Here is a 19,701-nt window from a genome sequence, read left to right as displayed (position 1 = left end):
ATGTCCTCAACAAAGCCTTGTTATAGTCCAATGCTCGCAGGTCAAACTCTATACCGGGATTCCAGGGAACGCAATAGAAAAAAACAGTGTTTTTTTACGATTTGTGTTTTTTTATGGAACCCCGTCCAAGGATTCAGGTCTCAGCGCCCTTCGAATTTTTGCTGCAGGCCTTTAAGCTTCTCTTCCATGGTAAGCGGTTTTTTCTGCTCACTTTTTTCTGGAACGGGCGTTCTCGCTGGGAGCTTTTCATCGTTTGGCGATGAGTTACTCGCGGCTGGCTGCGCTTTATTCTTGCGACTTTTCGTGGGTGGTGCCGGACGTTCCGCTCGGTTTTTCGTGGGCGCCTCTTGTCGCCGCTCATTGGCATGTTTCGCGGCTTCTTTATCTACCTTGCCTGCAGGCTGGCCATCTAAATCGACACGCTCTGCTCCTTCACGCATGGATTTGATATAACGCGGCAAATTGACGTAGTTGGCCAGCGCCCGACGGATCAATTTACTCGGCCAAGGCTCGCGCTCGGCCAAATCCTGGTGAATCCCCACTTTCAAGGGTTTGGTGTGCCCTTTGAAGAAGGCATGTGGGTAACGCTGATACCACTGCTTCAATAACGCTTGCGGCGAGGGTTGCGTGACGGCTTCTGGCACATCTGGCGTTGCTGGCTCGCTGACCGCCGCTGGCACGTGCTCGGGTACTTCGTTCGGCACTTCTTCTCCCGCCGCGACATCGGTCCCGTGTTCAGCGGGCGATGCCGTAGGCTCCCCTGAGGCGCGAGTCGATAGCGCGGCTAGCTGCTGTTTCAACTGCTGATTCTCTTCGCGCAGCGCAATGAGTTCGGCCTTGTTTTGTTCGAGCCGTGTTTCTAACGTTTCTAGTAGATGCAGTACGCTGGCGGCCATAACCCCCTCCTTTGACCCAAATCAGTCGCTGACACGCTCGTACACGACGAAGTCATAATTTGGCTGCCCTTCTGCGGGCTGCCCGGCGACTCGCTGAACTTCTTGCCACTCTTCCGTCGAGAACGCGGGGAAGTGCGCATCGCCTTCCACCTCTATATCGACTTCCGTGATGTAGAGACGTTGGGCAAACGGTAAGGCTTGACGGTAAATCTCGCCGCCGCCCATGACCATGATTTCTTCTGCTGCCTCGATCGTCGCCTGCTGATCGGCAAGCGCTAACGCAGCCGGTAGCTCATGGCACACGCGCGTGCCTTCTGCACTAAACTGGGCATCCCGAGTCACGACGATATTGAGACGATTGGGCAGCGGCTTGCCAATGGAGGCGAAGGTTTTACGCCCCATGACCAGCGGCTTGGCCTGCGTCATGCGTTTGAAGAACTTCAAATCTTCTGGCAAGTACCAGGGTAGCTTGCCATCGACGCCAATGACGCGATTCTTGGCCATGGCGACGATCATCGCAACGGGCACCAGCGGTTCATAGGCGGTGGCTTGCTGACTCATACGGCTACCTTTGCTTTGATATGCGGATGGGACGCGTAATCTTCGATCTGAATATCATCGAAGGTGAAGTCGAATAGGTTCGTGACCTCTGGATTGAGCACGAGCCTGGGCGGTGGCATGGGTGTGCGCTCAAGCTGCTCGTTCGCCTGTTCCAAATGGTTGCTGTACAGGTGCGCGTCTCCTAGCGTGTGAACGAATTCCCCCGGCTGTAAGCCCGTGACCTGGGCCACCATGCTAAGCAGCAACGCGTAACTGGCGATATTGAACGGCACGCCCAGAAAAATATCGGCACTGCGCTGGTAAAGCTGGCAGGAGAGTCGCCCGTTGGCGACGTAGAACTGAAACAGACAGTGACAAGGCGGCAGCTTCATCTCATCGACTTGACCAGGGTTCCATGCCGATACGATCAAACGACGCGACTGGGGGTTCGTGCGGATCTGTTCGAGGACATTGGCGATTTGATCTACACTGCCGCCCTTGGGGTTTGGCCAGCTACGCCACTGGTAGCCATACACAGGCCCCAGGTTGCCGTGTTCATCGGCCCATTCGTCCCAAATACGCACGCCGTTCTCTTTGAGATACCCAATGTTGGTATCCCCTTTCAGAAACCATAAAAGCTCGTGGATGATGGAGCGCAAATGTAGCTTTTTGGTCGTCAGCAGTGGAAAGCCGCGGGACAAATCAAAGCGCATTTGATGCCCAAACACCGAGCGCGTCCCCGTACCGGTGCGGTCGCCGCGATCAACGCCCTGCTCCAGCACGGTGCGCATCAGGTCTAGGTAAGGCTGTTCCAACGCGGGCAACGTTGATGTCATGGTAGGCGTGGGCGTTGTGACAGTCACAGAAGTTCCAAATTAACAGCGGATGTGGGGTTGTATTCTAGGCCGCCCAGTGTTGATTGGCTACCAACGAGAGCGTGCCTCCGCCATTCACCACTCACCACTCACCATTCACCATTCACCATTCACCACTCACTACTCACTACTCACTACTCACTACTCACCACTTGGCATCCACAGGCTGATGACGCGACCACGCTATGAATACCAGCCCCAGTGCGATCATGGGTAAGGTTAACAGCATGCCCATGGTGACCCAGCCGAAAGCGATGAAGCCGATGTGGGCATCGGGCATGCGTACGAACTCGACCATGAAGCGGAAGACGCCATAACCCAACAGGAAAAGACCTGAAACAAACCCACGTGCGCGGGGTTGGGCAGACACCCACCAGAGGATCGCAAATAGCACGACGCCTTCTAATAGCGCCTCGTAGAGCGCCGATGGGTGCCGGGGTTCAGGCCCCATTCCGGGAAAGGGCATGCCCCAGGGGAGCGAGGTCACGCGGCCGGGCAACTCATGATTGATAAAGTTACCAATGCGCCCTGCGCCAAGGCCAATGGGCACGAGCGGTGCAATGAAGTCGGTCAATGTAAAGAAAGCCAGCTGCTTGCGGCGGGCAAATAGCCAAGCGGCCAGCAGTACGCCTATCAAGCCGCCGTGGAAGCTCATGCCGCCATCCCAAACGCGGAAGATCCATAGCGGGTCAGCCAGCCACTGCTCTAGACCGTAGAACAGCGCGTACCCTAAGCGGCCACCGGCGACCACCCCAATGGCGCAGTAGAAGAGCAGGTCGCCGATGTCGTCTTTGTTCATTCCTAGACGCGGGGCACGTTTGCAGCCTAGCCACCACGCCGCCACGAAGCCGACCACGTACATGAGGCCGTACCAATGCACTTGCAACGGGCCGAGGGAAATCGCGACAGGATCTATCGTTGGGTAGTTGATCATTCACTTTCTCTAATTGAAAAAAAGACATGCCATCGCCTGCCATGACGGGGTTACGCCAGTATGAAGCGTATCCCCACCACGGCGAGCAGCGCAGCGAAACAGTATCGTAGGACATGGGCGGGTAACACGTGAGCCAAGCGCACACCAAGACGGGCAAACGGCACGCTGGTCGCAACGATACCTATGAACGCAGGCCACATGACGAAGCCTGTCGCCCAAGGGGGTAGCAGCGAATTGCCCCAGCCGACCACGATGAACGTGATCGCTCCTACTGCCGCTATTGGTAAGCCGCAGGCGGCAGAGGTTCCCACCGCCTGCGTCATGGTGGCACCGCAGCGCGATAACCAAGGCACGGTCATCGCCCCGCCCCCGATACCAAATAGCGCGGAAATGGCCCCGACCACGCCTCCAGCTAGGGTCATGGCAAATTTGCTGGGGGCCAGCGTGCCTGGTTTGGGGGTAAGCCCCATGATCATTTTAGTGGCCAACAAGAGCACGAAGACGCCAAACAAGGTGCCTAGTACGGTGCCAGATAAATTACCGGCAATGAAGACCCCACCAATGGCGCCCAGCATCAAGCCCGGTAATAACGCCATGAACCAGGCACGGTGCACACTCCCCTTGCGAAAGTGGCCCAACGCTGAAGAGGCGCCCGTCACGACGATCGTGGCGAGCGAGGTGCCCACCGCAAGGTGCATGGTGATCTCGGGGGAAATGCCCTGCAGCCCGAAGGCAAAGACCAGAACGGGGACGATGATGATGCCACCGCCCACACCAAACAAACCGGCCATGGTGCCTGCGGCGGCACCGAGCAATAGATAACTGGCCAAAATGGCTGCGAAGGTCATTCGTTGGGCTTCTCCAAGGCGTTAGGCAACCATTTTTTGATCATGCCGTGTAGGGTATCGGGCTGGTAGGGTTTCGCGAGGATATCGTCCAGCCCGGCGGCGCTGCAGGCGTCTTGCCCGGCGTTATCGGCATTGGCGGTCAGGGCGATCATGACACTTCGTTTGGTCGCGTGCTGATGCTCATACCGGCGCCAGCGGCGGGTGGTTTCCAGCCCGTCGAGTGTCGGCATGAAGATATCCATGAATACCAGGTCGTAGAACGCAGACTGCTGACGCTCGAGCGCCTGCTCGCCGCTACTCACGCCTTCAACGTGTAGCCCTTGCAACTCGAGCATTTGCCGCGCGAGCATGAGGTTCACAGGGCCATCATCGACGACCAGCACACGCGGGCTTTGCTCGCTGGATAGAGGAAGATCGTAGGTATCGGCTTCGTTCACACTCTGCTGAACGAAGTTGGCCAACAGCGAACGAATATCGGCCAAGCGCTCGCGCACGTGGGTGACGTTTTGCCGACAGGCTTCTGAGGATTCTTCGGTCAGCATGGTGCCAAGATGATCGAACAGGCTATCGGCTTCCCGCTGCATGAGCGTTAGATAACCCGATTTCAAACGCGACTCTTCTCTGGCACGCTCTCTTCCTGCCATGAGGTGCTTGAGCTGCTTTTGCTGGTGGTGTAGGTCATCCAGCAGCGCTTGGTCGGACTTGGACTGTTCGGTCTCTGCGGTAGCGACATGGCCACTTTTCTGTAACGCGCTCACCAAGCTTGCCAACTGATCGTTGGCGCGGGTGAGCCGCTTGAGCGGGCGCTCTTGACTCTCTTCGTCCAGCAGCAACGCCGCATGGGGCATGATGCCTTGCTGCAGCGTATCGATGCGCCGTTCCAGCTCATTGAGGCCTTGGATGAACAAGGCATCTTTGAACTTGGCCCGTGCTTTGATCAACATCAAAAACGCGCCAACGTTCAGGCAGCTTCCCAGCAGCAGGGTCAGCGTGAGCCAGAGCGTGGTGGACCACGAAGCCTGGCCAGGTGACATTAACCAAATCACGGCACCTACCAACACACAGAGCAGCACTAAGGCGGCCTGTACGAGGAGCAGTGGCCATAACACCGGCCAGATAACGGCATTCCAGAAGTGCTCTCGCTGATAGCGTTGCATCATTCTCGACTTCCTGGTTGGCAAAGGGCAGCATGCCTTGTAAAGAGCGATGGCGTGAATCCTTACGTTTTATGCCGCACGTTTCTGTGCTAAGTGTACGTCGACACCGCACACCTGTCATGCCACGCCGGTACACCACTCACACAAAGCGGCACGCCTGCTGCCGTTCAAGGGCTTCGTATGTGTTTAATCACGTTTCATTGGGCGCCCGATAGCGCTACGCCGTTTCGCTTGGCAGGCAATCGCGATGAGTTCCATGCGCGCCCTACTTCGCCACTAGGTACTTGGCAAGATGTTCCTTTATATGGAGGCCGCGATTTAGAAGCCGGGGGCACGTGGCTGGCGGCCAATCGGCATGGCGTGGTCGCCGCGCTCACCAACGTGCGCGACACGCGCTTAGTCACCCCTGCAAACGCCCCCAGCCGGGGCGAATTGGTCTCGGGTGCGCTGACCGCCAGCGACCCTGCCGAGTGGCTCGACGCCCTGGCAAGCCGACATGCCGAGCGCTACGCGGGCTTCAATTTACTGGTGGCGACGCCCCAACACTGTTGGCACTTGCACCGAGGATACGACGGCGTAGCGCTGAGGGAGGTCGCCCCTGGGTGTCATGGGCTCTCGAATGCCAACTTGAATACGCCATGGCCCAAACTGCAGGCCGCGCGACAGGCGCTGGCAGACAGCCATGAGCACCGCTGGCGGCGTGACACCGGCGGTGCGCTGCATGATCCCGCGTTGGCGGAGGTATCTCTTTTACCGGATACCGGCATTGGGCTCGAGCTCGAACGCCAGCTTTCGGCGGCTTTCATCGTTGGCGAGCAGTACGGCACCCGTGCGACCACATGGTTGACGCTCGACGCCCGAGGCAACGCCACCCTGACCGAACAGCGTTTTGGCCCCTTCGGTCGCTATCTGGGTGACACGACGCTAAACGTTCTCTGCGAGACGCGGTAGCCGCTGTTAATCGCGAGGGGGTAGTAAGTGCGATAGCTGCCACTCGTCCAATCGCTTATTGAGATGCTCATGAACCCGCGCGGGCGTATCGAGTTGCATGATCTCATCGAGCAGAGATTGGGCGTCGGCCAGCGTGACGCGGCGTATCGCTGCGCGCACTTTTGGCAAGCTGGGGGCGTTCATGGAGAGACTGGTAAAGCCCATCGCCATCAACAGCAGCGCGCCCGCCGGATCCCCTGCCAACTCACCACATAGCGAGATGGGTTTGTCGAGCCGCTTGGCGTCTTGGGCAAGCTCTTGCAACGCACCGAGCAAGGCAGGGTGCAGCGCATCGTATAAGCTCGAGACGCGGGGGTTGTTGCGATCTACCGCCAACAGGTATTGAGTGAGGTCGTTACTGCCCACCGAGAAGAAATCGACCCGCTTAGCCAGCGCGTCCATCTGATAGATCGTGGCGGGCACTTCGATCATTACCCCCACCTTGGGCCGCTCGACGCTCATGCCCTCTTCGCCCAGTTCCAAGATGGCGCGATCGAGCAGACGAATGGCTTCATCCACCTCTTCGACGTTGGTGATCATGGGGAACAGAACGTAGAGGTTGCCCAGGTCGTGGGACGCTTTGAGCATGGCGCGTAGCTGAACCATCAACACCTCGGGATGATCCAGGGTCACCCGCATGCCTCGCCAGCCTAGAAACGGGTTGGCCTCCTCGATGGGGAAGTAAGGCAAGTCTTTGTCGCCGCCGATATCCAGCGTGCGCATGACGACCGGCAGGGGCGCAAACCCTTCCAACTGTTCGCGGTACATGCGCATCTGCTCTTTTTCACCGGGGAAGCGCTCGGTAATCATGAACGGCACTTCGGTGCGGTAGAGCCCCACCCCGCCAATGCGGCTTTTCAGTAGCGCAGAGGCATCCACCGCCAACCCGGTATTCACCATCAGCGGCATCTCATAGCCGTCGGGGGTTTCACTGGGCAGGTCCTGCTCGTGCTCGAGTACTTCGCTCAGCACTTTCTCTTCGGCAATCAGGCTGGCATAGCGAGTTTGCAGCTCGGCCGCCGGGCGAACGAACAAGCGCCCCCGGTGACCATCCAGCACCACGGGCGCACCATTGAGACGCGGCAACGGGAGATCGACCATACCCAAAACGGTGGGAATCCCCATCGCGCGCGCGACGATGGCGACGTGAGACGTGCTGGAGCCCCGCACCGACACCAACCCTTTGAGCTTGTCGCGGGGCACTTCACCCAGCATGGCCACGCTGATTTCATCGCCTACCAGAATGGCGTTATCCGGATAGGTTTCAGGGGTGGAAGGCGTATCTTCTTGAAGATGCGCCAGCACACGGCGGCCAAGATCACGGATGTCCGCCGCTCGTTCACGAAGGTAGTCGTCATCTACCCGCTCCAGGTACTGAACGTGGCGGCGAACGACATCGGCCAGCGCCCCCGGCGCCCACTGCCCTTCCCGAATTCGTTTTTCGACTTCTTCGGAGAGTGCCGCTTCGCCCAACATCTGTTGGTAGACGTCGAACAGCGCCAGCTCTTGAGAGGAGATACGATTGACCAAGCGCTCTGCCGCCGCACGAATCTCATCGCGGGTTTTGCCAATGGCCTCTTTCAAGCGAGCGATTTCGTACTCTTGGTCGCTGGGAATCAGATCAGGAACGCTGTTGAGATCGGCGGGCGGGGTAATCACCACGGCTTCGCCCATGGCCATGCCGGGCGACGCCGCCACGCCTTTGAACATGGCTTGGCCGCCCGGCAGTGCCGGTCGCGAGAGGTTGCCCGTGGCCAATGCATGCGCCAGCACACCGGCTAGCTGGGCGGCCATGGTGACCAAAAAGGCTTCGTCTTCGTCGTCGTAGCGGCGTTTTTCCGCTTGCTGCACCACCAACACCCCGAGCATGTGCCGCTGGTGGATGATGGGCACCCCTAAAAAGCTGGAGTAACGCTCTTCGCCCGTGGCTTCGAAGTAGCGAAAATGGGAGTGCGACCGAGCATCTTCCAGGTTGAGCGGCTCGCTGCGTTTGGCCACCAGCCCCACTAGGCCTTCCCCCAGCGGCAACACGACTCGACCCACGGCTTGGGTACGTAGGCCGATGGTTTCCATCAGCACCAACGACTCCAGCTCTTTATCGTAGAGATAAAAGGAGCACACGTCGGTCTGCATGGCTTTGCGTATCCGGCGCACCATGGTCGACAGCGCGGCGTCGAGGTTTCTTGCGCCATTCACTTCTTGAATAACGCGTCGCAGCACCTCAAGCATGGACGTTTTACTATTCACTATTATTTGCCTCGCTGAGGGATTCTCCCGCCGGTGACCGCTGCGTTTACCCCGCAACGGTGCGCGCGTTATCCTTCATCATCTTGTGCCAAGCGCTGCACACGCGGGGAAAGCTCCCGAAGTGCGCGCCGATAGACCTCGCGTTTGAACGGTACTACCTGCCCAAGTGGGTACCAGTAGCTAACCCATCGCCAACCGTCGAATTCCGGCTTGGGCGTGGCCGTCATACAGATGCGGTTTTCTTGGCAACGAATTTTGAGTAAAAACCACTTCTGCTTCTGGCCGATACACACCGGCCGTGAGTGGGTACGAATCATGCGTCGTGGCAGACGGTAGCGCAGCCAGCCCCGGGTGCAGGCGACAATATCAACATCGTCGGCGGTTAGGCCGATCTCTTCGTGGAGTTCACGAAAAAGCGCTTGTTGTGGAGTCTCGCTTGCTTTGATGCCTCCCTGGGGAAACTGCCACGCATTTTGCCCTACACGACGCGCCCAAAGCAGCTGCCCCTGGCTATTGGCAATGATAATGCCAACATTGGGGCGAAAGCCGTCAGCGTCGATCACGGACATCACCTTCATAAATTTTCAGTTGTCCCCATTTTTCCATAAGGGAGACAACCGTATCAATACAATATAACGCTAAGTGGTTAAACCCAGGTGACTCTGCGATAATCCCGCGCTTTGTGTCGCTTATAACTAACGAACATTGACCGTCAAGGGGAGCGCCGTGAGTCTGGCCATTTTCGACCTGGATAATACGCTGCTATCCATCGATAGCGATCATGCCTGGGGGGAGTTTCTGGTGGAGCAAGGCGCAGTGGACCCGGTGGCCTACCGCGAGGCCAACGAGCGCTTTCTCGCCGATTACAATGCCGGCACGCTGGATATGATGGCGTTTCTGGCGCTGGCGCTGAAACCGCTGGCTGACAATAGCCCAGAGCAACTTGCTGCTTGGCACCAACAGTTTATGATTAGCAAGATCGAGCCGAACATTCTACCCAAGGCGGAAGAGCTCCTGGCGCGACACCGCACCAAGGGCGATACCTTGCTGATCATTACGGCCACCAACCGTTTCATCACTGGTCCGATTGCCGAGCGGCTGGGCGTGGACGACCTGATTGCCGTCGACCCCGAGATGGTCGATGGCCGTTACACAGGACGCGTGGCCGGTGTGCCCAGCTACCGGGAAGGCAAAGTCACCCGCTTGGAAGCATGGCTGGAAGGGCAAGAGTGCACCCTCGATGATGCGTGGTTCTATAGCGACTCCCATAACGACCTGCCGCTGCTGGAAGTGGTCGATAACCCCGTCGCCGTAGATCCTGACGATACACTTCGCCAAGTGGCCGAAGAGCGACACTGGCGAATCATGAGTTTGCGGGATTAATGGCATTCGACCCACCTACCCTATTAACGCTAACCATCGCCATTGCCGCTGCAGCGGCGCTTTATTTGCTGATGGAGTGGCGTGGCGCTCGAGAACGGGCGCTGCTGCTATGGGCGGCAGGGTTTGCCACGATCACGGTGGGCTCGAGTCTTTCACTGCTACGCGCCAATGGTTTCTTCTTGGTCGGCGTGTGGTTTGCCAATGGCCTGCTGATCCTGGCCCACTGGCTCTTCTTGCTGGGCGTCTTGCGCTTCGTCGGCCAACGTCCCAGCCAGGCCTGGTGGCTGCTGGTCGTCATCTGGTGCGCACTGCTGCTACTCCCCGCCCCCTTGACCAGCTCCAAACTCTATCTAGCACTCAATTCGTTATTGGTAGGGCTGCTCGCCTTGAGGGCTAGTTGGGCGCTCAAACTGGAGTCCGGCAGCGCCACTCTCGGCACTCGCCAATTGCACTACGTCTTGTTGATTCACGGTCTTTTTTACATCGCCAAGGGGCTGCTGCCTTTGGCCCCCAACACGCTGGTCGACCTCATGGCCTTTCGTGGAGCCATCATTCGCGTTTCATTGGTGGAGGGTGCCATGGCCATCTTGCTGATTGCGCTCTCGATGACCGGCACCGTGCGCTACCAGCGAGAGCGTCACATCACGCATCTCGCCGAACGCGATGCCTTGACGTCACTGCTCAACCGGCGTGGCTTCGAAACCCAGGCACTTCGCGTGCTAAAACGCATCACCCCAAGCCACCCTGGGGCGCTACTCCTGGTCGATTTGGACAACTTCAAGCAGGTCAATGACCTCTATGGCCACGCCGCGGGCGATCACCTACTGATCGCCCTGGGCGATATCGCTCAACAAACATTGCCAGCGGACGCTCTGATGGCCCGCTTGGGCGGCGATGAGTTCGTATTCCTGCTGAAAGACGTCGATGACGATGCTGTACTGCGCATGGGCCAACAATTACGCCAACGATTCCAAACCGTGGCTTCGCACACGCACCCCACACCTAACCCTGTCTCGTTGAGCCTGGGCGTCACACGCCTCACCCAGCCCAGCCAAGACCTGTCCAGCCTCCTCGCACGAAGCGACCAAGCCCTATACGAAGCTAAACGTAGCGGCCGAAACCGTATGGAAATTTGCTGACGCCACCACCACGAGACATCGAGGTGCCCAGCTACTATACATCTCGACATCTCGACAAATCGAGCACCCGGCTACCACATCACGGTGAATCGAGGCACCCCCGTAGCGCGGCGTAACGAAAGAGCGAGAGCAACGAGCGAAAGAGGCACCCGCGGAGGGCGGCGCCAGCCGCCCCGATGGCGTTACCGAACCAAACGTGCCACCACCACCCACCCCGCCCCATCGGCAACGCTCCTCGCGTTGCTTCGCGGGTGCGCTACGCTTACGCCGCGCTACGGGTTTATCCACTGAAGCTATCTCGCAAGCGACATAACGTTCCATCCAAATCCATTGCGCTGGGCATAAAAAACCCCGCAAGCATGGCTTGCGGGGTGGATGCGGTTGGCGGGTGCCAAACGGCGCGTTTAGCCGAGCAGGTGCTCGACGGCGGCGCGCTCTTCACGCAGTTCTTTTTCGGTGGCTTGCATCTTCTCTTTGCTGAACGCGTCCAGTTCGAAGCCTTGGACGATTTCATATTTGCCACCCTGGCAGCGCACCGGGTAGGAGTAGATGATGCCTTCGGCAATGCCGTAGCTGCCGTCGGAGGGAATCGCCATGCTGACGATGCCGTCGCAACCCAGCGCCCAGTCGCGCATGTGGTCGATGGCGGAAGAGGCGGCAGACGCGGCAGAGGACGCACCGCGCGCTTTGATGATGGCAGCACCGCGCTGCTGAACGGTCGGGATGAAGTCGTTTTCGTACCAGTCGCGCTCGACCAGATCGAAAGCGGCTTTGCCGTCGACTTTGCACTGGGCCAGATCCGGATACTGGGTGGCGCTGTGGTTGCCCCAGATGATCATGTTTTCGACATCGGTGACGTGCTTGCCGGTTTTCTGAGCCAGCTGCGTCAGCGCGCGGTTGTGGTCCAGACGCGTCATGGCCGTGAACTGACCTGCATCCAGATCCGGCGCGTTGCAAGAAGCGATCAGCGCGTTGGTGTTGGCCGGGTTACCGACGACCAGCACTTTGACGTCACGGCTGGCGTGGTCGTTCAGTGCTTTACCCTGCACGGAGAAGATCGCAGCGTTGGCTTCCAGCAGATCTTTACGCTCCATACCCGGGCCACGCGGACGTGCACCTACCAGCAGGGCGAAATCGGCATCTTTGAACGCTACGTTCGGATCGTCGGTGGCGACGATGTCTTGTACCAGCGGGAACGCACAGTCGTTGACTTCCATCACGACGCCGTTCAGCGCGTCCATCGCTTGGGGAATTTCGAGAAGCTGGAGAATGACGGGCTGATCCGGCCCCAGCATGTCGCCAGCGGCAATACGGAAAATAAGAGAGTAGCTGATTTGACCGGCACCGCCGGTAATCGCAATACGGACTGGATCTTTCATCATTGCTCCTTGATGGTTCGCCTAATGGAGGTTCGCCTGGTAAAGAATAGCGCCACGATGTTATGCCCAGATGCTCAAAAACTCAATCAGACATGAGACGACTACCCATTTGCACGCGGGCTTGATACTCGCTGAAAACGGCCAGTTACGCTATGGTGTGACGGGCTGCGGTACCATCCTTACCGCGCTATCTATTTTGTCATTTCCTTGGAACAGTGACTTCCCATGCGACGAATTCCCCCTTCTTATGCGCTGGCAAGCCTGCTGGTGCTGGCGTTAGTGGTTTGGTTGGCCGTCGGCGATTTTCAGCAGTTTCAATCGTCTCCGCCAGAGAACAACGCGGAAGAGGCCAACGCCCTGCCCCGTGTGGAGGTCAACAGGCAACAGAGCACACCCTATATTCCCCAGCAGGTGCTGCAGGGCCAACTTACCGCCGAGCGTGAGACGGTACTGCGTGCCAACGTCGCAGGTTACGTGGCCGAAAAACCTATCGAGCAAGGGGAGAGCGTGAATCAGGGGGAAACGCTACTCGTGCTGGATAACGACGCCCTGCCCGAGCGCTTACAGCAAGCCCGAGACGAACTGGCACTGGCCGAGGCCGAGTACGCCGGTGCCCAAAACCTGCGCCGCCGTGAGCTGATCTCGCAACCGGAACTGCTGCGCCTGCAAAGCGCACTCAGCGCCAGCGCGGCTCAAGTGGCTCAGTTGGAGAAGCAGCTCGAAGACACCCGCCCCACGGCCCCGTTCGAAGGCGTGCTGGATCGTGTTCAGGTGGAGCTTGGCGACCTGCTCCAGCCTGGCGAAGAGTGGGCGCGCTTGATCGATGATCGCCGTTTGACCGGCACCGCGTGGGTATCGCAACAGCAGGTAGGCGAATTGGCCGTTGGCCTGCCGGTGACGGCGCGCCTGCTCAACGGTGGCTCGCTCACCGGCGAGGTCAGCTACATCAGCAGCCGCGCCGAGGAGGCGACGCGCACCTTCTATATCGAAGTCGCCCTGGATAACCCCGAACGCTTACGCTTGGCCGGGGGAAGCGCGGAGTTCACCATCACCCTGCCCCCTCGACAGGTGCACACGCTCTCTCCCGCGCTGTTTAGTCTGGATGATCGTGGTCAGTTAGCCATCAAACATGTCGATGACGAAAACCGCGTGGTGCAAACGGCGGTCGAGCTAGTGAGCGCCGACACCGAACGCGCCTACGTGACCGGCCTCCCCGACCCCGTCACGCTGATCACACTGGGCGCGGGGTTGGTGAGCCCCGGCGACGCAGTGACGCCCGTGTCTGCCCAGGAAGGTGGTCATGCGTCGACTGATTAATGCCGCCCTCACCCATACACGCACTACGCTTCTACTGCTCGTCGGGCTATTGCTAGCGGGGACGACCGCTTGGCAGATGATTCCCAAAGAGGCGAACCCGGACGTGACGATCCCGATCATCTATGTGTCGCTCGCCCTAGAGGGCGTGAGCCCTGAAGATGGCGAGCGTCTCTTGGTGCGCCCCATGGAGCAAGAGCTTCGTGGCATCGAGGGGCTGCGTAAGTTCACCGCACAGTCCAGCGAAGGGCACGGTTCGGTGACGCTGGAGTTCGACCCCGGATTTGATCCCGATACCGCGCTGGCCGACGTCCGTGAGCGTGTCGATATTGCCCGCAGCAGCCTACCCGACGAAGCCGAAGAGCCTCGGGTGATGGAGGTGAATGTCTCCGAGTTTCCTGTGCTGAGCATTGGCCTCTCCGGTGAGTTGGATACCCGCGAGCGCATGACCATTGCCCGGCGCTTGAAAGAGGAGATCGAAGGCATTGCCGATGTGCTCGAAGTGGACATCGCGGGGGAGCGGGAGGACCTGTTGGAAATCGTCGTCGACCCATTGGTGCTGGAGAGCTACGGCGTCGATTTCGATACGCTGTTCAATCAAGTGTCGCGCAATAACCGCTTGGTGGCCGCGGGCAGCCTGGACACCGGTGCAGGGCGACTAGCGCTAAAAGTGCCTGGGATCATCGAGTCGCTGAACGACGTGATGAACATGCCGGTGAAGGTCGAGGATGACCAAGTCGTCACCTTTGGCGATGTGGCATGGATTCACCCGACCTACAAAGAGGCGGAAGGGTTCGCCCGGATCGATGGCCAGCCTGCCGTGGTATTGGAAATTTCCAAACGCGCCGGGGCCAATATCATTGCCACCATCGAGGCGGTGCGGGCCACTTTTGCCCAAGCAGAGGAGCTGCTGCCGGAGCAGCTGCGTGTCACCACCATTCTCGATGAATCGGTGACCGTGCAAAACATGCTCTCGGAGCTGCTCAATAACGTATTGACCGCCGTGGTGCTGGTGCTGATCGTGGTGGTGGCCGTGATGGGCTGGCGGATGGCGCTGCTGGTAGGGCTGACGATTCCAGGGGCGTTTTTGACCGGCATTCTGCTGGTGTGGGCGTTTGGCTTCACGCTCAATATCGTGGTGCTGTTTGCCCTGATTTTGGTCGCGGGCATGCTCGTGGATGGGGCTATCGTCGTCAGCGAGTTGGCCGACCGGCATCTGCACGACGGCCAAGCGCCGCATCAAGCGTGGCTCAATGCCGCCTCACGCATGAGCTGGCCGGTCATCGCCTCTACGGCAACGACACTCGCCGTGTTCATCCCGCTGCTGTTTTGGCCGGGTGTAGTGGGCCAATTCATGAAGTACCTGCCTGCTACGGTGATTCTATGCTTGCTGGCCTCGCTGGCCATGGCGCTGGTGTTTTTGCCTACGCTCGGCCGATTGTTCACCCGCACTTCGCACGCTAGCGGCTCCGGGCCGATAGACGAAAGCACGGCGCTCGGGCGTGGTTATCGTCGCCTATTAGGCCGCCTGCTGCAGCATCCGGCCTGGGTACTGCTGTTTGCGGTACTGCTCATCGCCCTGCTCTACACCGGCTATGCACGTTTCAATCATGGCGTGGATTTCTTTCCTAACGTCGAACCCGACAGCGCCCAAGTGCTGGTCCGCGCTCGCGGTGATTTCTCGGCAGAAGAGACGGATGCCATCCTGCAGCGCGTAGAGCAGCGTTTGGAAGGCATGGGCGAAGTGGAAGCCCTCTATGCGCGCTCTTACGCCGTGCCTGACCAGCAGATGGGTAGCGATGTGATTGGCATGCTGCAGTTTCAGTTCATCGACTGGTATCAGCGTCGCCCGGCGCGCACCATTTTGGCGGACATGGCCGAGCGCACCCAAGACATCCCAGGCATTACTCTGGAATTCCAAGAGCAGGAAATGGGTCCCGGCGGCGGTAAGCCCATCGTCCTGGAAGTCAGCGCGACGGACCCAGAGGTGGCCGATGCGGGAGTCGATCAATTGACGGCCATGATGCGCCAACTGGGCGGTTTCACCGATATTCAGGATAACCGCAGCCTGCCGGGCGTGGAGTGGCAGGTGAATGTGGACCGCGAAGCGGCCGCCCGTATGGGAACCGACATCACCACGATTGGCAGTGCCGTGCAGCTACTCACGACCGGCCTGCAAGTGGCATCTTACCGCCCGCCCACGGTCAACGACGAGGTGGATATTCGCGTGCGCCTACCGGAGAACTGGCGCACGCTGAACCAGCTCGAACGTTTGACCATCAACACCCCACGGGGCCAGGTACCGATTTCCCACTTCGTCGAGATCACTCCTGCGCCCAAGGTGGGCACGCTCAACCGCATCGATGGCCGTCGCGCCATTACGGTCGAAGCCGACTTAGCGCCAGGATTCTTGGCCGATGAGCGGCTGCGCGCGCTATTGGACGCTGGCCAAGGCCAACTGCCCGATGGTTTGATGGTCAACGTCGCCGGTGAGCAAGAGGATCAGCAGGAGTCGATGCAGTTTCTGGTCAGCGCTTTCTTGGTTGCGATTGGCTTGATGGCACTGATTCTGGTGACGCAGTTCAATAGCTACTACCAAGCCGCGCTGGTGCTGTCGGCGATCGTTTTCTCGACCGCCGGGGTGTTGATGGGGTTGCTGATCACCGGCCAAGCCTTTGGCATCGTGATGGTGGGTATGGGGGTCATCGCGCTAGCGGGTATCGTGGTGAACAACAATATCGTCTTGATCGATACCTATAACGAGCTGCGCGCCGAGGGCATGCCCCCCGCTCAAGCGGCCTTGGAAGCAGGCTGTTTACGCCTGCGCCCGGTGCTACTCACCGCGATTACGACCGTACTGGGGTTGATGCCGATGGTGTTGGGCGTCAACGTCAATTTGTTTGCCCCGGCATTAGGTTTCAACGCCCCGTCTGCCCAGTGGTGGACACAAATGTCCAGCGCCATTGCCGGCGGCCTCACCTTCGCCACCGCCCTCACCCTCCTGCTTACCCCGTGCATGCTAGTGATTGGAGGTAAGTTAAGGCGTGATAAATAAATTGTGAATGGTGAGTGGTGAATAGTGAATAGTGAGTGGTGAATGGTGAATGGTGATGGTGAGTGGTGAAGCATTGTGCATCAGGCAGCGGGCGCGCTGCCTGATGATGAGATGTTAGGCGGGGGATTTGGCCTGCTGGGGGCTGTGGGCAGCGTGCAAGCGGGCGATGAGCTGGTCTTCCAGGGCAAAGCGCTCGGTCAGGCCTTTGGCGAGGCGGTCGATCCAGGCGGGAAGACGCGCAAGGTTTTGCTGGCAGCGTACTGAAGAGGCGAAATCCTCGTCGAACTCCAGCACCATGGCCGTGGACATCTCTAGCCGTTCGAGCAATTTACCGGCGATTTGCAGCGCGCTATCGTCGTCGAAGGCTTTGGCTTCTTCCGCTAGCTGCGGATACACCTCGAAGTGACCCGCGCTGATGTAGTCCATCAGCAGCTCGCTGAAGGTGTCGATACGCGCCTTGCTCACGGCTTCCAGCTCCGCGTCACAGGCATCTTTTAGCTCAATGAAGCTCACCAGCAGCGCTCGGCGTTGATCCAGCCAGCGGTCGATCAGGCTGTGCACGCCCCCCCAGCGCTCCAGGGCATTTTTGCAATCTTCGAGCATGGGGCTTTCTCCTTGCAGATAGCCGCCTTGAACAGGGCTAGACTCGCTTTTCCTTCTACCTCTGTCAATCCTGGCGGGAATGATTTCCTTGATACTGGAGAGTACGTCTTCGATAGTCAACGCTTGCGTTAGTCAGCCGTCGATAGATCGGCTGCCTAACGACTATGCTAGCGCTTGATGGCTAGCCACAGCATACGCAGCGGCGCCAGGGCCAGCACCAGAAAACCGATCAGCGTCCAGGCAGGCAGTGACAGCCCTAACAGCATGAAGTCGATCTCAGCGCACTCGCCAGACCCTGTCAGCACCATGGCGACAACGTCCTGCATGGGCAGGATATCCATCATGTAATCGAGCCCTGGGCCGCAGCTCGGCACTTCATCGGCAGGCAGCCCCTGCAGCCACACATGCCGCCCAGCAATGAAGGCGCCAGTGCCTACGGCCGCCAGCCCCAATACGCCGTAGAGGCCTTTGCCAACACCGCCTTTGGGGTTATGGATGGCCGCCATGGCTAGCACCAAGCCAGCCGCGATGACCGCTACGCGCTGAAAAATACATAGCGGACATGGCTCCAAGCCAGCAATGTGCTCTAGGCTCAAGGCAACGGCCATCATCAATACGCAAAAGGCAACACCGGCAAGTGCCGCCGGACGAATAGCGGAAGGGGTCATTGGGCATCCTCGGAGGGTAAAGCGGACAGCGCCCGTGACTCACGCGCCTTGGCAAAATAGCTCTCAAGAAACGCGCTGAAGCTCTCTTGGTCGGCCTCTTCGATATCCCGTTGCTGCTGATGCGAGGTATCGATCAACTGCGCCAGCAGTGCTTCGCGCGAGCGTAACATGGGCGTGGCTTTTAGCTTATCGGCCTGCGCCTGCGCCATTTCAAGCAGCGTATCGCTCAGTGAGCCATTGCTTTCCTGCAGACGCGCCAGCATCTGCCCTGACGGTGTTAGCGATGGATCCTGAAGGCGTGGCGCCAACTCGTCGAGCGCAGCAGCGTGGGGCTCGCCCTCTTCGACCGCATCGAGCAGCCGCGCCACATCGGCCATCTCCGCAAAGATTTGCTCGCCCCACTCAGGCAGTGTGACCGACTCGCCATCCCGCGTGAGACGAAGCTCCGGATCGCGCCCACGCTCTACCACTAAGCGACGGTTATCGTCCAAACGGTCGCACTCCTCGTCGGAAATCCATGGGCTATCGCTAAGTAGACACCACATCAAGAAGGTATCGACGAAGCGCATCTGCGTTTCGGTGACGCCCAGCGGGTCGAACGGGTTGAGGTCCAGGCAGCGCACTTCGATGTACTCGACGCCACGCGCCTCCAGGGCTTGGCTGGGAGTCTCGTTGTGTTTGGCAACACGCTTGGGCCGAATATCACTGTAGTACTCGTTTTCGATCTGCAGGATATTGGCATTGAGCTGCCGCCACTCGTCGCCGTTTCTCACGCCGAGTGCTTCGTAGTCGGGCCATGGAGTGGAAATGGCATGACGCAGCGTATTGACGTAGTTCGACAGCGAGTTGAAACAGATTTTGAGCTGCGCCTGCACCTTGTTCTGGTAACCAAGATCCGACATGCGCAGTGTGGTCGCATAAGGCGCGTAATACGTGTCGTCGCTCAGCAACTGAAGTTTATCCGGCACGTGGCCATTCGGCAGAAAGCTCTTGTCGATGGCCGGCGAGGCGCCAAACAGATAGAGCAGTAGCCAGCTATGGCGACGGAAGTGGCGAATCATCCCGAAATAACGGGTCGAGCGGTAATCATTGAAGGGAATATTGGTGGCTTTTTCCATTTCCCGTAGGGCGTGCCACATATCCTCTGGCAACGACACGTTGTAATGCACGCCTGCAATGGCCTGCATGATACGCCCGTAACGCACGTCCAACCCTTTGCGGTAAACGTGCTTCATGGTGCCCACATTGGAGCGACCGTAATCGGCAATGGGTACGCTGTCGTTGCCAGAAAGACGTGCTGGCATGCTGCCCGGCCAGATCCACTCGCTGTCTAGATGATGATAGGTAAAGGTGTGCAGATCAGATAAGAAGGCCAGTGCCTCCTTCGGCTCGGAGTAGACCGGGGTGATGTACTCCAGCAGCGCTTCGGAGTAATCGGTAGTGATATGCGGGTGCGTCAGTTTCGATCCGAGCGCGTGCGGGTGAGGCGTTTGGGCGATATGGCCATGGGCATCGACCCGCAAACCCTCTTTTTCCAATCCGCGACGCAGGCGACCCAAACGCCCTAACCGCGCGCTCGGCAGCAGCCGCTCTACCTGGGCGGTGAGCGAGGGTGGCACAGTGAGTGGTTCAGACAAGGTGAACACTCCTTGTTAGTAAGGCCTGCATCGCGC

17 protein-coding genes are annotated in these 19,701 nt (G+C 59.0%); 5 read left to right on the top strand and 12 right to left on the bottom strand.

Going from position 1 to position 19,701, the window contains the following annotated elements:
* Positions 1-140 precede the first annotated feature (140 nt).
* From FHJ80_RS09915 to FHJ80_RS09890, 6 genes are all read right to left on the bottom strand, one after another.
* Positions 141-896 (bottom strand): ProQ/FINO family protein, encoded by a 756-nt coding sequence (locus FHJ80_RS09915; RefSeq protein WP_139527007.1) that lies wholly within the window; start codon positions 894-896, stop codon positions 141-143.
* A 21-nt stretch (positions 897-917) separates the two neighbouring features.
* Positions 918-1,457 (bottom strand): dihydrofolate reductase, encoded by a 540-nt coding sequence (locus FHJ80_RS09910; RefSeq protein WP_054641804.1) that lies wholly within the window; start codon positions 1,455-1,457, stop codon positions 918-920.
* Positions 1,454-2,272: a thymidylate synthase gene (locus tag FHJ80_RS09905; protein WP_139527006.1), complete on the bottom strand. Its 819-nt coding sequence runs from the start codon at positions 2,270-2,272 to the stop codon at positions 1,454-1,456. The genes FHJ80_RS09910 and FHJ80_RS09905 overlap by 4 nt, the downstream gene beginning before the upstream one ends.
* A gap of 184 nt (positions 2,273-2,456) precedes the next feature.
* Positions 2,457-3,245, bottom strand: coding sequence for a prolipoprotein diacylglyceryl transferase (gene lgt / locus FHJ80_RS09900; protein ID WP_139527005.1), 789 nt, complete (start codon positions 3,243-3,245; stop codon positions 2,457-2,459).
* A 50-nt stretch (positions 3,246-3,295) separates the two neighbouring features.
* Positions 3,296-4,093 (bottom strand): sulfite exporter TauE/SafE family protein, encoded by a 798-nt coding sequence (locus tag FHJ80_RS09895; protein WP_139527004.1) that lies wholly within the window; start codon positions 4,091-4,093, stop codon positions 3,296-3,298.
* Positions 4,090-5,253, bottom strand: a complete 1,164-nt coding sequence (locus tag FHJ80_RS09890; RefSeq protein ID WP_340162662.1) for a response regulator — start codon at positions 5,251-5,253, stop codon at positions 4,090-4,092. Before FHJ80_RS09890 ends, FHJ80_RS09895 begins: the two co-directional genes overlap by 4 nt.
* Before the next feature lie 177 nt (positions 5,254-5,430).
* On the opposite strand from FHJ80_RS09890, the gene FHJ80_RS09885 reads away from it, so the two are divergent.
* Positions 5,431-6,201 (top strand): NRDE family protein, encoded by a 771-nt coding sequence (locus FHJ80_RS09885; protein ID WP_139527003.1) that lies wholly within the window; start codon positions 5,431-5,433, stop codon positions 6,199-6,201.
* Between the two features lie 6 nt (positions 6,202-6,207).
* Here FHJ80_RS09885 and ptsP read toward each other — a convergent pair whose 3' ends face one another.
* Together ptsP and FHJ80_RS09875 are read right to left on the bottom strand one after the other, a co-directional pair.
* Positions 6,208-8,469 carry a phosphoenolpyruvate--protein phosphotransferase gene (gene ptsP / locus FHJ80_RS09880; RefSeq protein WP_139527245.1) on the bottom strand — a complete coding sequence of 754 codons (2,262 nt, stop codon included), beginning with the start codon at positions 8,467-8,469 and terminating at the stop codon, positions 6,208-6,210.
* A gap of 86 nt (positions 8,470-8,555) precedes the next feature.
* Positions 8,556-9,050, bottom strand: coding sequence for an RNA pyrophosphohydrolase (locus tag FHJ80_RS09875; RefSeq protein ID WP_139527002.1), 495 nt, complete (start codon positions 9,048-9,050; stop codon positions 8,556-8,558).
* 163 nt (positions 9,051-9,213) lie between these two features.
* On the opposite strand from FHJ80_RS09875, the gene FHJ80_RS09870 reads away from it, so the two are divergent.
* The gene (locus FHJ80_RS09870) at positions 9,214-9,870 is read left to right on the top strand and encodes an HAD family phosphatase (RefSeq protein ID WP_139527001.1); all 657 of its coding nucleotides are present in this window, start codon (positions 9,214-9,216) and stop codon (positions 9,868-9,870) included.
* On the top strand, positions 9,870-11,009 hold the full coding sequence (locus FHJ80_RS09865; RefSeq protein WP_139527000.1) for a GGDEF domain-containing protein: 1,140 nt from the start codon (positions 9,870-9,872) through the stop codon (positions 11,007-11,009). The genes FHJ80_RS09870 and FHJ80_RS09865 overlap by 1 nt, the downstream gene beginning before the upstream one ends.
* 404 nt (positions 11,010-11,413) lie before the next feature.
* Here the strand turns inward: FHJ80_RS09865 and FHJ80_RS09860 are convergent, their stop codons facing one another.
* Positions 11,414-12,388 carry a malate dehydrogenase gene (locus tag FHJ80_RS09860; protein WP_016913321.1) on the bottom strand — a complete coding sequence of 325 codons (975 nt, stop codon included), beginning with the start codon at positions 12,386-12,388 and terminating at the stop codon, positions 11,414-11,416.
* A gap of 225 nt (positions 12,389-12,613) precedes the next feature.
* On the opposite strand from FHJ80_RS09860, the gene FHJ80_RS09855 reads away from it, so the two are divergent.
* Both FHJ80_RS09855 and FHJ80_RS09850 read left to right on the top strand, forming a co-directional pair.
* The gene (locus FHJ80_RS09855; RefSeq protein WP_139526999.1) at positions 12,614-13,705 is read left to right on the top strand and encodes an efflux RND transporter periplasmic adaptor subunit; all 1,092 of its coding nucleotides are present in this window, start codon (positions 12,614-12,616) and stop codon (positions 13,703-13,705) included.
* Positions 13,689-16,757 (top strand): efflux RND transporter permease subunit, encoded by a 3,069-nt coding sequence (locus FHJ80_RS09850; RefSeq protein WP_139526998.1) that lies wholly within the window; start codon positions 13,689-13,691, stop codon positions 16,755-16,757. The genes FHJ80_RS09855 and FHJ80_RS09850 overlap by 17 nt, the downstream gene beginning before the upstream one ends.
* Before the next feature lie 114 nt (positions 16,758-16,871).
* On the opposite strand, the gene rsd is transcribed toward FHJ80_RS09850, so the two are convergent.
* The 3 genes from rsd to gshA form a co-directional block, all read right to left on the bottom strand.
* Positions 16,872-17,360 carry a sigma D regulator gene (gene rsd, locus FHJ80_RS09845; RefSeq protein WP_139526997.1) on the bottom strand — a complete coding sequence of 163 codons (489 nt, stop codon included), beginning with the start codon at positions 17,358-17,360 and terminating at the stop codon, positions 16,872-16,874.
* A gap of 167 nt (positions 17,361-17,527) precedes the next feature.
* Positions 17,528-18,028 (bottom strand): disulfide bond formation protein B, encoded by a 501-nt coding sequence (locus tag FHJ80_RS09840; RefSeq protein WP_139526996.1) that lies wholly within the window; start codon positions 18,026-18,028, stop codon positions 17,528-17,530.
* Positions 18,025-19,665: a glutamate--cysteine ligase gene (gene gshA, locus FHJ80_RS09835; RefSeq protein ID WP_139526995.1), complete on the bottom strand. Its 1,641-nt coding sequence runs from the start codon at positions 19,663-19,665 to the stop codon at positions 18,025-18,027. The genes FHJ80_RS09840 and gshA overlap by 4 nt, the downstream gene beginning before the upstream one ends.
* Positions 19,666-19,701: the final 36 nt, after the last annotated feature.

The organism is Halomonas sp. BL6, assembly GCF_006228115.1.
GTDB lineage: Bacteria > Pseudomonadota > Gammaproteobacteria > Pseudomonadales > Halomonadaceae > Vreelandella > Vreelandella piezotolerans.
Note: the sequence above shows the minus strand (reverse complement) of the source record. Positions and strands in the feature narration are given on the sequence as shown.

Coding starts and splice junctions, on each gene's coding strand:
- FHJ80_RS09915 (WP_139527007.1), bottom strand. CDS start 896: ATGGCCGCCAGCGTACTGCATCTACTAGAAACGTTAGAAACACGGCTC.
- FHJ80_RS09910 (WP_054641804.1), bottom strand. CDS start 1,457: ATGAGTCAGCAAGCCACCGCCTATGAACCGCTGGTGCCCGTTGCGATG.
- FHJ80_RS09905 (WP_139527006.1), bottom strand. CDS start 2,272: ATGACATCAACGTTGCCCGCGTTGGAACAGCCTTACCTAGACCTGATG.
- lgt (WP_139527005.1), bottom strand. CDS start 3,245: ATGATCAACTACCCAACGATAGATCCTGTCGCGATTTCCCTCGGCCCG.
- FHJ80_RS09895 (WP_139527004.1), bottom strand. CDS start 4,093: ATGACCTTCGCAGCCATTTTGGCCAGTTATCTATTGCTCGGTGCCGCC.
- FHJ80_RS09890 (WP_340162662.1), bottom strand. CDS start 5,253: ATGATGCAACGCTATCAGCGAGAGCACTTCTGGAATGCCGTTATCTGG.
- FHJ80_RS09885 (WP_139527003.1), top strand. CDS start 5,431: ATGTGTTTAATCACGTTTCATTGGGCGCCCGATAGCGCTACGCCGTTT.
- ptsP (WP_139527245.1), bottom strand. CDS start 8,469: ATGCTTGAGGTGCTGCGACGCGTTATTCAAGAAGTGAATGGCGCAAGA.
- FHJ80_RS09865 (WP_139527000.1), top strand. CDS start 9,870: ATGGCATTCGACCCACCTACCCTATTAACGCTAACCATCGCCATTGCC.
- FHJ80_RS09860 (WP_016913321.1), bottom strand. CDS start 12,388: ATGAAAGATCCAGTCCGTATTGCGATTACCGGCGGTGCCGGTCAAATC.
- FHJ80_RS09855 (WP_139526999.1), top strand. CDS start 12,614: ATGCGACGAATTCCCCCTTCTTATGCGCTGGCAAGCCTGCTGGTGCTG.
- FHJ80_RS09850 (WP_139526998.1), top strand. CDS start 13,689: ATGCGTCGACTGATTAATGCCGCCCTCACCCATACACGCACTACGCTT.
- rsd (WP_139526997.1), bottom strand. CDS start 17,360: ATGCTCGAAGATTGCAAAAATGCCCTGGAGCGCTGGGGGGGCGTGCAC.
- FHJ80_RS09840 (WP_139526996.1), bottom strand. CDS start 18,028: ATGACCCCTTCCGCTATTCGTCCGGCGGCACTTGCCGGTGTTGCCTTT.